We start from the raw sequence: 12,229 nt of genomic DNA, 5'->3' as shown, positions 1-12,229 counted from the left end.
GATGATGATAGCCCGAACCGACTGGACCCGCGAGGAAATCACCGCGCTGTTCGATCTGCCGTTCAACGACCTGATGTTCGAGGCGCAGAGCGTGCATCGGGCGAATTTCCCGCGCAACGAGGTGCAGCTTTCCACCCTCCTGTCGATCAAGACCGGCGGTTGCCCGGAAGATTGCGGCTATTGCAGCCAGTCCAAGGATGCCGATAGCGGCGTCAAGGCGACCAAGCTGATGGACGTGCAGGCGGTGCTGCAGGCGGCGGCGCAAGCCAAGGACCATGGCTCGGGCCGGTTCTGCATGGGCGCGGCCTGGCGCAACCCCAAGGACAAGGACATCCCCAAGCTTGCCGCGATGATCAAGGGCGTGCGCGAAATGGGCATGGAAACCTGCATGACGCTGGGGATGCTCACCCCGTCGCAGGCCAAGGCGCTCGCCGATGCGGGGCTCGATTACTACAACCACAATATCGATACCGCGCCCGAGAACTACGCCAATGTCATCACCACCCGGACCTTCGAGGACCGGATGGAAACGCTGGAAAACGTGCGCTCGGCGGGCATCAACGTGTGCTGCGGCGGAATTGTCGGCATGGGCGAGACCCGCGCCGACCGTATCGGCTTCATCCACGCGCTCGCCACCATGCCGCACCCGGAAAGCGTGCCGATCAACGCGCTGGTCCCGGTCAAGGGCACGGTGCTCGGCGACATGCTCGCCGATACGCCGCTGGCGAAGATCGATGAGATCGAGTTCGTCCGCACCGTCGCCGTCGCGCGCATCACCATGCCGCATTCGATGGTGCGCCTGAGCGCGGGCCGCGAGAGCATGTCGGAAAGCTGCCAGGCCCTGTGCTTCATGGCTGGCGCGAACAGCATCTTCACCGGCGACAAGCTGCTCACCGCACCCAATGCCGGCGACGACAAGGATGGTGCGCTGCTCGCCAAGCTGGGCATGAAACCGATGGCCGCTCAGCCGCACGGGCACCTGGAGGCGGCGGAGTAAGTATGGGTTACGCCGCTGCCACCTCGCGCTTCACCGCCTCGCCATATTTGGCCTGCGCCTGATGCAGATCGTAGGCCGCCTGCATGTTAAGCCACAGCCGGGCCGGGGTGCCGAGGCTAGCCTCCAACCGCAATGCGGTTTCGGGGCTGATGCCGCGTCTTCCGGCGACAATATCCTGTATCCGCTGCGGCGGTACGCGCAGTTTCAGCGCAAAGGCGTTGGCAGAAAGGCCGCGCGCTTCCAGCTCTTCCTTGAGCACCGCGCCGGGATGAACCTGGGTAAAGGCAAAGTCGGTCATCTCACGTCCTCAATGATAATCCACAATCTCAACATCTTCGGCATGGCCATCGCGAAATCGGAAGACCAGTCGCCAAGGGCCGTTGATGGTCATCGCCCATTGGCCTTGCCTGTCACCCGAAAGGCTGTGCAACCCCACCGATTTCAACGGCGGAATGTCTTCCAGCGCGGTTGCCGCATGCAGCAACTGCAAACGCGCCATGGCTTTGGCTACATCCAACCCGCCGAATTTGGATTTGCCCGTTTGGGCAAAGCGTTCCGTGGCGCGATTGGCAAAGCTGACGATCACCTTGCCTTCATCTCATGCAACCCATGACACGTCAATCATGTCATACTCAAACGGGGCCTTGATATGCCAATCACCAAAATCCTGATCGCAAACCGGGGCGAGATCGCCTGCCGCGTTATCCGCACGGCCCGCAAGATGGGCATCAAGACCGTCGCCGTCTATTCGGATGCCGATGCGCGCAGCCCTCATGTCGAGATGGCGGATGAGGCGGTGCATATCGGGCCGTCGCCCGCCGCGCAGTCCTATCTGCTGGCGGACAAGATTATCGAGGCATGCAAGGCGACCGGCGCGGATGCGGTACATCCCGGCTATGGTTTCCTCTCCGAACGCACCAGCTTTGCCGAGGCGCTGAAAGCGGCAGGCATCACCTTTATCGGCCCGCCCCCTGGCGCGATCGCTGCCATGGGCGACAAGATCGAATCCAAGAAGCTGGCGCTTCAGGCGGGCGTCAATGTCGTCCCCGGCTTTGTCGGCGAGATCGAGGATACCGAGCATGCGGTGCGCATCGCCAGCGAGATCGGCTATCCGGTGATGATGAAGGCCTCGGCGGGCGGTGGCGGCAAGGGCATGCGCCTGGCCTATAGCGAACAGGACGTGCGCGAAGGCTTCGAGGCGACCAAGCGCGAGGGCCTGAACAGTTTTGGCGACGACCGCGTGTTCATCGAAAAGTTCATCGAACAGCCGCGCCATATCGAGATCCAGGTGCTCGGCGACCAGCATGGCAATATCGTCTATCTTGGCGAGCGCGAGTGCTCGATCCAGCGCCGCCACCAGAAGGTGGTGGAGGAAGCGCCATCGCCTTTCGTCAGCCCCGAAATGCGCAAGAAGATGGGCGAACAGGCCGTGGCCCTCGCGCGCGCAGTGGGCTATTACAGCGCGGGCACGGTCGAACTGATCGTCTCGGGCGCGGACACCACCGGCGACAGCTTCTACTTTCTCGAGATGAACACCCGGCTTCAGGTCGAGCATCCCGTGACCGAGCTCGTCACCGGGCTCGATCTGGTCGAACAGATGATCCGCGTCGCGCAGGGCGAGCCGCTGGCCTTCACGCAGGACGACATCAAGCTGACCGGCTGGGCGGTCGAGAACCGCGTCTATGCCGAAGACCCCTATCGCGGCTTCCTGCCCTCGATCGGGCGTCTGGTCCGTTACAACCCGCCCAAGCAGAAAAAGGGCGTGCGCGTCGACGATGGCGTGGAAGAGGGCGGCGAGGTCTCGATCCATTACGACCCGATGATCGCCAAGCTGATTACCTATGGCGAAACCCGGCTCGACGCCATCGACCGGCAGATCACCGCGATCGACCGCTTCGAGATCGAGGGGCCCGGGCACAATCTCGATTTCGTCTCGGCGCTGATGCAGCATGAGCGCTTCCGCTCGGGCAATATCACCACCGGCTTTATCGCCGAGGAATATCCCGATGGCTTCCACGGTGCGCCGGCCTCGCCTGAATTGCTGCGGCGTCTGGCGGCGATGGCGGCTTTCATCGCCACCGCAGAGGCCGATCGTGCACTGCGCGTCTCCGATCAGCTCGGCAACCGCCTGACCCCGCCGTCCGAATGGCGCGTGCGCAAGGGCGATATCGCGATGGAGGTCTCGGTCAGCGAGGATGCCATCGTCGTCGATGGTGAAGTCGTCGACCTGTCGATGGGCTACACCCCGGGCGACCGGCTCGCGGTGGCCGATTTCGGCGACGAGGAAGAAAGCGACGAGCTCGCGGTCAAGGTCCAGCGCACCCGCACCGGCTTTGCGCTGACCGCCCGCGGTGCGACGCACAGTTTCGAGGTGCTGCCCGCACATGTTGCCGCGCACGCCCGGCACATGATCGAGAAGGTTCCGCCCGATCTGTCGCGCTTCCTGCTCTGCCCGATGCCCGGCCTGCTGGTGAAGCTGCACGTGGCCGAAGGCGACAAGGTGCAACCCGGCCAACCGCTCGCGATCGTGGAAGCGATGAAGATGGAGAACATCCTGCGCGCCGAAAAGGCCGCGACGGTCAAGACGATCAGCGCGACGGAAGGCGACAGCCTGGCGGTCGACGCGGTGATCCTGGAGCTGGAATAAGCGGTCCATAGAGGAAGTGATCGCTGTCCGGTCAGGGAACGGGCTGGACAGTTGATTGCGCTCGAAATCCTCTCCATAGACTGACGCCCTAGGGACTGGATGGGGAGAGCGCTGGATGGCCGCAACGGCTGCAGCAGACGGGCAGGATTTCGACGCTAGCCGCGACCGGCTGGTGATCGTCGCATCCTCGCTCGGCACGGTATTCGAATGGTATGATTTCTTCGTCTACGGGATCCTGGCGACGCTGATCGGCCAGCTGTTCTTCCCGTCGGACAATCCTACCGCCGCCACGCTCGCCTCGCTGGCGATCTTCGGCGCGGGCTTCGGTGTGCGTCCGCTGGGCGCGGTGCTGTTCGGCTATCTGGGCGACAAGGTGGGGCGCAAGTACACGTTCCTCGTCACCATTTCGCTGATGGGCGGCGCGACCGCCTCGATCGGTCTGCTGCCGACCTTTGCCACCGCAGGAGTCTGGGCCGCGGCACTGCTGCTGGTGCTGCGCTGCCTGCAGGGGCTGGCACTGGGCGGCGAATATGGGGGCGCTGCCATCTATGTCGCCGAGCACGCTCCGCCGGGCAAGCGCGGGCAATATACCAGCTGGATCCAGGCATCGGTCGCGGGCGGCTTCCTGCTCGCGGTGATCTGCGTGCTGGCGACGCGCAAGCTGATGACCCCTGAGGATTTCAACGCCTGGGGTTGGCGCGTGCCGTTCCTGATCTCGATCCTGCTGCTTGCGATCTCGCTCTATATCCGCATGAAGCTATCCGAAAGCCCGGTCTTCCAGGCGATGAAGGCCGCAGGCTCCACGTCGAAGAACCCGTTCATGGACAGCCTGCGCTATCCCGGCAATATCAAGCGGGTGATGGTCGCGCTGTTCGGCGTCGCCGCGGGTCTGACGGTGATCTACTACACCTCGCAGTTCGGCACGCTCTATTTTCTTACCGGCACCGCACGCGTCGCAGAGGAAGATGCGTTGCTATACATGGCCGCAGGCGCCACGCTGGCCGCGCCGCTCTATGTATTCTTCGGTTGGCTGTCCGACCGGGTGGGGCGCAAGCGGTTGCTGCTGATCGGCTATGGTCTGACGGTGGTACTGTTGTTCCCGCTGTTCCACCTGATGGCGCAAGCGGCTAATCCCGCGCTCGAAGCCGCGACCAAGACCTCGCCGGTCACGCTCGCCATGCCCGAATGCGCGTTCAATGCGTTGCAGCGCACGCAGACCACCGAGTGCGGCAAGGCGCTCAATTTCCTCAGCAAGCGCGGCATAAGCTATACCAAGGTCGATGGCGATGCCGTGGCGCTGAGCGTCGGCGGCACGGTCGTGCGCGGCTATGACGAAAAGGCCTATGTCGCCGCGCTCGAAAAGGCGGGCTATCCCGACAAGTCCGATCCGGCCTCGCGCCAGCCCTTGCTGATCATCCTGTCGGTCGCGTTGATGGTGGCGCTGTCGGCGATGACCTATGGTCAGGTCGCCGCGATCATGGTCGAACTGTTCCCGGCCAAGATCCGCTATACCTCGATGTCGATCCCCTATCATATCGGCACCGGCTATTTTGGCGGATTCCTGCCCTATATCTCGCAATATATCGTCGCGCGCACGGGAGATGCCTATTCGGGGCTGTGGTACACCATTGCCGTGGTCGTGATGGCGTTCACCGTGTCGCTGATCTGGCTGCCGGAAACCTCGGGGCAGGACGATATTGGCTGAGGCCGTTTCAGCACAGGCAAACATGCGGCTGGTGCTCGATGGCGGGGCGCTGGTCGCCAACTGGCGCGCGCTCGATCGATTGAGCGGAAGCGCCTCTGCGGGCGCAGCGGTCAAGGCCGATGGCTATGGCCTGGGCGCGGCCGAGGTCGTGCGGCGGCTGTCGGCCGCGGGATGCCGCGATTTCTTCGTAGCGCATTGGGGCGAGGCGCAGGCGCTGGCCGGGAAGGTCGATCCGGCGCGGGTCGCCGTGCTGCATGGTATCGCGCCGGGTGAGGAGGCCGCAGCGCTCGCCGGATGGGCGGTGCCTGTGCTCAACAGCGCCGAACAGATCGCCCGCTGGCGCGACGCAGGTGGCGGGCGCTGTCATGTGATGATCGATACCGGCATGAGCCGACTGGGGCTGGACTGGCGCGACGATCTTGCCGCCCTGTGCGCCGGGCTCGATGTCGATCTGTGCATGAGCCATCTGGCATCGGCGGACGAAGACAGCGCGCAGAACGCTCAGCAGCTCGAACGCTTCGAGCAGGTGCGGCATGGTGTGAAGGCGCTGCGCTACAGCTTCGCCAACAGTGCAGGGATTGCGCTGGGGAATGCCTATCATTTCGACAGCACCCGGCCGGGTCTGGCGCTCTATGGCGGCGTGCCCTGCGATGTGCTGGCTGAGCATATCCGGCCTGTGATGCGGCTGGAGACGCGAATCCTGCAGGTGCGTCATGTCCGCGCGGGCGACAGCATCGGCTATGGCGCAACCTTTGTCGCGCAGCATGACATGCGCACCGCGACCCTGGCGCTGGGCTATGCCGATGGCTTCAAGCGGGCTTTGTCGTCGATCGGCGCGTTCCGGCATGGCGATGCACGCCTGCCGATCCTGGGGCGTGTGTCGATGGACCTGACGTGCATCGACCTCAGCGCCGCACCCTATCTGGGCGAGGGGGACTGGATTGCCGCTGATGTGGTGCTTCCCGAAGTACAGCAGGCGACCGGCATCAGCCAGTATGAATGGCTCACCCAGATCGGCCGACGGTTCGACCGGATCTGGGTAGATTGAGCGCCTGGGCCCGGCTGTTGCCGGACGACGGCGTGGCCTTACCGCTCGACCGTCAGCGCAATGCCCATGCCGCCGCCGATGCAAAGGGTTGCCAGGCCCTTCTTGGCGTCGCGGCGGCCCATTTCGTAGAGCAAAGTGGTGAGCACGCGCGCGCCGCTGGCGCCGATCGGGTGACCGATGGCGATCGCGCCGCCATTGACGTTCACCTTTTCGGGGTCCCAGCCCATTTCCTGCGTGACGGAGAGCGCCTGCGCAGCGAACGCCTCGTTCGATTCGATGAGATCAAGGTCCTCGACCTTCCAGCCCGCCTTGGCGAGCGCGCGGCGGCTCGCCGAGACCGGGCCGATGCCCATGATCGACGGGTCGACTCCCATCGACGCCCAGCTGGCAATCCGCGCCAGCGGGGTGAGCCCGCGCTTGGCGGCGTCCTCTTCGCGCATCAGCACCAGCGCGGCCGCGCCGTCGTTGAGGCCGGAGGCATTGGCGGCAGTGACGGTGCCGTCCTTCTTGAACGCGGGCTTGAGGCCAGCGACGCTGTCATAGGTCGCGCCGGCGCGGATATATTCGTCCTGGTCGACGATCGTATCGCCCTTGCGGCCCTTGATCGTGACCGGCGCGATCTCGTCGGCAAAGCGGCCCTCGGCGCGCGCGGCCTCGGCGAGGTTCTGCGAGCGAACCGCAAAGCGGTCCTGCGCCTCGCGGCTGATCTGGTATTTCTCGGCCAGGTTCTCGGCAGTGATGCCCATATGATACTGGTTGAACACGTCGGTGAGGCCATCATAGACCATGGTATCGACCAGCTTCATGTCGCCCATCTTCTGGCCCGAGCGCAGCATCTGCGCGTGCGGCGACATCGACATGTTTTCCTGTCCGCCCGCAATCACCACATCCGCGTCGCCATTGGCGATCGACTGGAACCCGAGCGCGACCGCGCGCAGGCCCGATCCGCAGACCTGGTTGACGCCATAGGCGGGGACTTCCTTGGGCACGCCCGCGTTGAGCGAGGCCTGGCGTGCCGGGTTCTGGCCCTGGGCTGCGGTGAGCACCTGGCCGAGGATCACTTCCGAAACTTCCTCGGGCGAGAGCCCCGATTGCGCCAGCGCGGCCTCGATCGCGATGCGGCCCAGTTCGTGTGCGGGGGTCGCGGCATAGGCCCCCAGAAAGCTGCCCACAGGGGTGCGCTTGGCGGCGGTGATGACGATGTTCGACATGATGGGCGTTCTCCAATGGCTGGGGAGGTTCGATCGTGTTCGTTATGTAGAAGCTTCGTGTGACAATATCCACCGCCTGACCATTGGCCACAGCGTGGTCGGCGCGCTGCCGCCGATGACCATGCCGACATGGCCCGAAGCCAGCACCTCGCGCCCCGGCACATCCGGCGAGCAGGCCAGCGGAACGATGGCATCGCTCGCCGAAGCGAATTCCATTACGGGACCGCGCACCTTGTCGGGTGCGATGGTTACGTCTTCGATCACCCATTTGCCCCTGCCGCTTCGGTCATCGCGATAGAGCTGCTCGAACAACTGCGCGCCCAGCGCGAAGGGCAGGGGCTCGCCGCCATTGGCCCAGTCCTCGACCGCGACGAAGCGGCGCGCGGCGGAACTGTCCTCGGGCATGGCTCCGAATTTCAGATATTTCTCGATCAGCTTGGCAGGCGAAAGCGTCCAGAAGCCATGCTGCATCACCTCCATCGGCACCAGCCCCATCGCTTCGCACGCCGGGCGATGGTGTTGCCACATCGCGGTCAGCTCTGCCCGGCGCCTCGCAGGATAGCCGCTGAAATGCCAGGGCGTTGCGATCATCGTCAGGCTGCGCACCTCGATATGGCAGGCTGCAGCCATGGCGATCATTCCGCCCAGGCAATAGCCCACCAGATGCACCGGGCGGCCGATCTTCTGCAGCATCGGCAGCAGCAGCCGGGTGGCGAGATGATCGAGATCATGGTCCCGGTGTTCGGGGGTCGTGGTGCCCCAGTCGACCAGGGCCGAGGACAGGCCATGCCCGCCCAGCCAGCCCATCAGCGAGCAATCGGCATCCATGTCGAGCACATGCGGCGCGTTGATCGGAGAGGGGACGAACACGATCTGCGGGGGCGCGGCATCGCCCTGCGCCGTTTCGCCTGCTGCACTGCGCAACATGGCCTTGCCGTGTTGCAGCAAGACTGTCCCGGGTTGGCGCAAAAAGCTGCGATCTGCGCGGCCATAGCGGTCAAGCGCCTGCAAAAGCTGGATCAGTCGCGGCGGATCGTCCGCGAGCTGCTGGCGTGCCAGTGCCAGGAAAAGTGGTAAAGGGCGGGGTGCATGTTGCAGTGCACTATGCTGCGGTGCTACAGTCTCATGGGATTGAACGGGAGATGCACGCATGGCCAAATCTGGCACCTCGGATTCGGATGATGTCATCATCATCAAAAAATACGCCAACCGTCGCCTCTACAACACCCGGTCGTCGAGCTATATCACGCTGGACTACCTTGCCAAGCTGACCCGCGAAGGCAAGGATTTCCAGGTTGTTGATGCCAAGACCGGCGACGACATCACCCATAACATCCTCACGCAAATCATCATGGAAGAAGAATCGAGCGGCCAGCAGATGCTGCCCGTCGGCTTTCTGCGCGAACTGATCTCGATGTACGGCAATTCGATGCAGTCGATGATCCCGCAATATCTCGAAGCCTCGATGGAAGCCTTTCGCAAGAACCAGGAAAAGTTCCAGAGCGCGATGGAAGGCAGCATCAAGAACAGCCCGTTCGCCCAGCTCGCTCGGCAGAATCTGGCAATGTTCGAAGCGGCATCTAGCGCCTTCACTCCGCGCAAGGACAAGCCGGCCAGCCCGGCCCAGCCGGTCGCCGCGTCGTCCGATGACGAAATCGCCGCGCTCAAGGCCCAGCTGTCGGCCATGCAGCGCAAGATCGACGATCTTGTCGACAAGAAATAACCGATAGGCCGCCTGGAACGGAAACAGGCAATTGCCTGTTGGCTCGGCAGAGCCTAGGCACGCGGGCCTATCTTGATTGCAGGACTGAAATTCACGTGAGCCAGAAGAACGCGCTGCCCGTCACCCGGCAGGAAGATTTTGCCGCCTGGTATCAGGCTGTCATCCAGGAAGCCGATCTCGCCGAGGAATCGGGCGTGCGCGGCTGCATGATCATGCGCCCCTGGGGCTATGGCATCTGGGAACGCATCCAGATGCTTCTCGACCGCAAGATCAAGGAAAGCGGCCACGAGAACTGCTATTTCCCGCTGTTCATTCCCTTGAGCTATTTCGCCAAGGAGGCGGAGCATGTCGAAGGCTTTGCCAAGGAGATGGCGGTCGTTACGCACCATCGGCTGAAGATGGAGGACGGCGCGCTGGTCGTCGATCCTGAAGCCAAGCTCGAAGAACCGCTGGTCGTGCGCCCCACATCGGAAACGGTGATCGGCACCGCTTTTTCACGCTGGCTGCAGAGCTGGCGCGACCTGCCGATCATGGTCAACCAATGGGCCAATGTCGTGCGCTGGGAAATGCGCACCCGCATGTTCCTGCGCACCTCGGAATTCCTCTGGCAGGAAGGCCATACCGCGCACGAGAACGAAACGGATGCGATGGCCGAGACGCTGACCATCCTGCAGATGTACCGCGATTTCGCGCAAGGGCCGCTCGCCATGCCGGTGATCGCAGGCGAAAAGCCGGAGAACGAGCGCTTCCCCGGTGCAGTTGCGACCTATTCGATCGAGGCGATGATGCAGGACGGCAAGGCGCTGCAGGCCGGCACCTCGCATTATCTCGGCCAGAATTTCGCGCACGCGCAGAACATCCGCTTCCAGGACCGCGAGGGCCAGTTCCAGTTCGCGCACACCACCAGCTGGGGCGTATCGACGCGTCTGGTCGGCGGGGTCATCATGACGCATGGCGATGACGATGGCCTCAAGGTGCCGCCGCAGATCGCGCCGCACCAGATCGTGATCGTGCCGATGCTGCGCGAGGCGCCCGAGGACGAAGCGCTGCTCGCCTATTGCACCAGGATCCGCAACGCGCTGATCGACGCCTCGGCTTTCGGCGAGCCCTTGCGCGTGCTGATCGACAAGAAGCCGGGCAAGGCGGGTCCCAAGCGCTGGGGCTGGGTCAAGAAGGGCGCGCCGATCATCCTCGAGATCGGCGGACGCGATGCGGCGGGCGAACAGGTGACGATGCTGCGCCGCGACTCGCTTTATGGCGAGGACGGCAAGCTCGCCAACCAGGCGATGCACTGGGAATCGTTCGTCGGCCAGGCCCCGGCACTTCTCGACCAGATCCAGACGCTGATGTTCTGCTCAGCCAAGCAGCGGCTCGATGCCGAGATCCGCAACGACGTCACCGATCTCGATGGGCTCAAGGCGCATTTCGAGGGCAGCAAATATCCCGGCTGGGTCGCGGTCGACTGGTGCCGCCCGACCGGCGAGGCTCTGGACGAGGTGGTCGAACAATTGAAGGCGCTGAAGCTCACCATCCGCAACACGCCCGAGGGTTCGTCCCCGGCGGGCGCGACCTGCTTCTTCACCGGTGGTCCTGCGGTCGAGCGCGTGCTGCTCGCCCGGGCCTATTGAGCCCGGGGTGGCGGGCGCTCGCTCAGGCAAGGGGAAACCGGATCGCGCGGCAGCGGGCATGCCCAGCCGCGACGATATCCTCAAATTCCTGAGCGAGAGCCAGGACGAGGCGGGCAAGCGCGAGATCGCCAAGCATTTTCGGCTCAAGGGCGCGGAGAAGATTGCGCTCAAGGCGCTGCTCAAGGACATGGCCGATGAAGGCCTGATCGACAGCAGCAAGGGCCGCGCGTTCCACAAGATGGGCGGCCTGCCCAAGGTCACCGTGCTCAAGGTGATCGAGGTGGAGGGCCGCGAGCTGATCGCGGTCCCGGACAACTGGCAGGCCGAGGGCGTGCCGATGCCGCGCGTGCGCCTGTCCGAGCGCGGGCGGTCCGGCGCGCTGGCAGTGGGCGACCGGGTGCTGGCGCGCACCGAAGAGGCCGGCAGCGGCTATCGCGCCTTCGTGATGAAGAAGCTGCAGCGCGCGAGCGAGCAGCTGCTCGGCGTCGTGGAGAGGGGCGAAGGGCGCAAGCTGTGGCTCAAGCCCGTCGACAAGCGCATCCGCCGTATGGTGCCGATCTCCGATGCCGGGAATGCCGAGCCGGGCCAGCTCGTGCTCGCCGAGCAGCATGGCCAGCGCGATCGGGTCAGCGCCAAGGTCACCGAGGTGCTGGGCGAACCATTCGCGCCGCGCTCGTTCAGCCTGATCGCGATTCACAAATACGGCATTCCGCACGATTTTCCGTCAGACGCCATCGAAGAGGCCGAGCGCGCGGCGAAGTTGCCGCTGTCCGCCGACCATCGCGAGGACCTGCGCCATCTGCCGATCGTTGCGATCGATCCGGTCGATGCGCGCGACCACGATGATGCCATCTGGGCGACGCCCGATGACGATCCGGCCAACGAAGGCGGCTATCGTGCGATCGTCGCGATCGCGGATGTGAGCTATTATGTCCGCCCCGGCGGCGCGATCGACCGCGCGGCGCGCAAGCGCGGCAACAGCGTCTATTTCCCCGACCGGGTGGTGCCGATGCTGCCTGAGGTCCTTTCGGCGGATATGTGCTCGCTGAAGGCGGGGCAGGACCGCGCGGCGATGGTCTGCCACCTCGTCATCGACAAGGCGGGTAAGCTCAAGAGCTGGCGCTTCACCCGCGCGCTGGTGAGGCTCGCGGCTAATATTGCCTATGAGGATGCGCAGGCGGCGATCGATGGGGCACTCCAAAAGCCCCTCCCCTTCAGGGGAGGGGTTGGGGTGGGGCCTGCGCAACCGCAAGGCTCTGCAGACGCCCCC

General features: G+C 64.3%; 11 protein-coding genes. 7 read left to right on the top strand and 4 right to left on the bottom strand.

All coding sequences use genetic code 11. The features are described from left to right. The first annotated feature begins 1 nt into the window (after position 1). Positions 2–997 carry a biotin synthase BioB gene (gene bioB, locus AX725_RS11935; protein ID WP_230962488.1) on the top strand — a complete coding sequence of 332 codons (996 nt, stop codon included), beginning with the start codon at positions 2–4 and terminating at the stop codon, positions 995–997. A 7-nt stretch (positions 998–1,004) separates the two neighbouring features. Here the strand turns inward: bioB and AX725_RS11930 are convergent, their stop codons facing one another. Further along, positions 1,005–1,295, bottom strand: coding sequence for a HigA family addiction module antitoxin (locus AX725_RS11930; protein WP_060977375.1), 291 nt, complete (start codon positions 1,293–1,295; stop codon positions 1,005–1,007). A 9-nt stretch (positions 1,296–1,304) separates the two neighbouring features. Continuing rightward, positions 1,305–1,583, bottom strand: a complete 279-nt coding sequence (locus tag AX725_RS11925) for a type II toxin-antitoxin system RelE/ParE family toxin (RefSeq protein WP_060977374.1) — start codon at positions 1,581–1,583, stop codon at positions 1,305–1,307. A gap of 63 nt (positions 1,584–1,646) precedes the next feature. Here AX725_RS11925 and AX725_RS11920 point away from each other — a divergent pair, with 63 nt between their 5' ends. The 3 genes from AX725_RS11920 to alr all read left to right on the top strand — a co-directional run bounded on the left by AX725_RS11920 (position 1,647) and on the right by alr (position 6,397). Further along, positions 1,647–3,644, top strand: a complete 1,998-nt coding sequence (locus AX725_RS11920; RefSeq protein ID WP_060977373.1) for an acetyl-CoA carboxylase biotin carboxylase subunit — start codon at positions 1,647–1,649, stop codon at positions 3,642–3,644. 115 nt (positions 3,645–3,759) lie between these two features. Continuing rightward, complete coding sequence (locus AX725_RS11915; protein WP_060977372.1) at positions 3,760–5,349, top strand: MFS transporter; 1,590 nt, start codon at positions 3,760–3,762, stop codon at positions 5,347–5,349. A 22-nt stretch (positions 5,350–5,371) separates the two neighbouring features. After that, positions 5,372–6,397, top strand: coding sequence for an alanine racemase (gene alr, locus AX725_RS11910; RefSeq protein ID WP_060977371.1), 1,026 nt, complete (start codon positions 5,372–5,374; stop codon positions 6,395–6,397). A gap of 38 nt (positions 6,398–6,435) precedes the next feature. On the opposite strand, the gene AX725_RS11905 is transcribed toward alr, so the two are convergent. Together AX725_RS11905 and AX725_RS11900 are read right to left on the bottom strand one after the other, a co-directional pair. Further along, positions 6,436–7,608, bottom strand: coding sequence for an acetyl-CoA C-acetyltransferase (locus tag AX725_RS11905; protein ID WP_060977370.1), 1,173 nt, complete (start codon positions 7,606–7,608; stop codon positions 6,436–6,438). Positions 7,609–7,650: 42 nt separating this feature from the next. Continuing rightward, positions 7,651–8,535 (bottom strand): alpha/beta fold hydrolase, encoded by an 885-nt coding sequence (locus AX725_RS11900; protein WP_066117521.1) that lies wholly within the window; start codon positions 8,533–8,535, stop codon positions 7,651–7,653. A 223-nt stretch (positions 8,536–8,758) separates the two neighbouring features. Here AX725_RS11900 and phaR point away from each other — a divergent pair, with 223 nt between their 5' ends. The 3 genes from phaR to AX725_RS11885 all read left to right on the top strand — a co-directional run. After that, positions 8,759–9,331, top strand: a complete 573-nt coding sequence (phaR, locus tag AX725_RS11895; RefSeq protein ID WP_060977368.1) for a polyhydroxyalkanoate synthesis repressor PhaR — start codon at positions 8,759–8,761, stop codon at positions 9,329–9,331. A gap of 95 nt (positions 9,332–9,426) precedes the next feature. Beyond that, positions 9,427–10,959, top strand: a complete 1,533-nt coding sequence (gene proS, locus AX725_RS11890) for a proline--tRNA ligase (RefSeq protein WP_060977367.1) — start codon at positions 9,427–9,429, stop codon at positions 10,957–10,959. 58 nt (positions 10,960–11,017) lie between these two features. Beyond that, positions 11,018–12,229: RNB domain-containing ribonuclease (locus AX725_RS11885; RefSeq protein WP_156458498.1), on the top strand; the 1,212-nt coding region annotated here is incomplete at its 3' end.

The organism is Blastomonas sp. CCH9-A1, assembly GCF_001557175.1.
Taxonomy (GTDB): domain Bacteria; phylum Pseudomonadota; class Alphaproteobacteria; order Sphingomonadales; family Sphingomonadaceae; genus Blastomonas; species Blastomonas delafieldii_A.
This window is presented reverse-complemented; position numbering and strand designations above follow the sequence as displayed.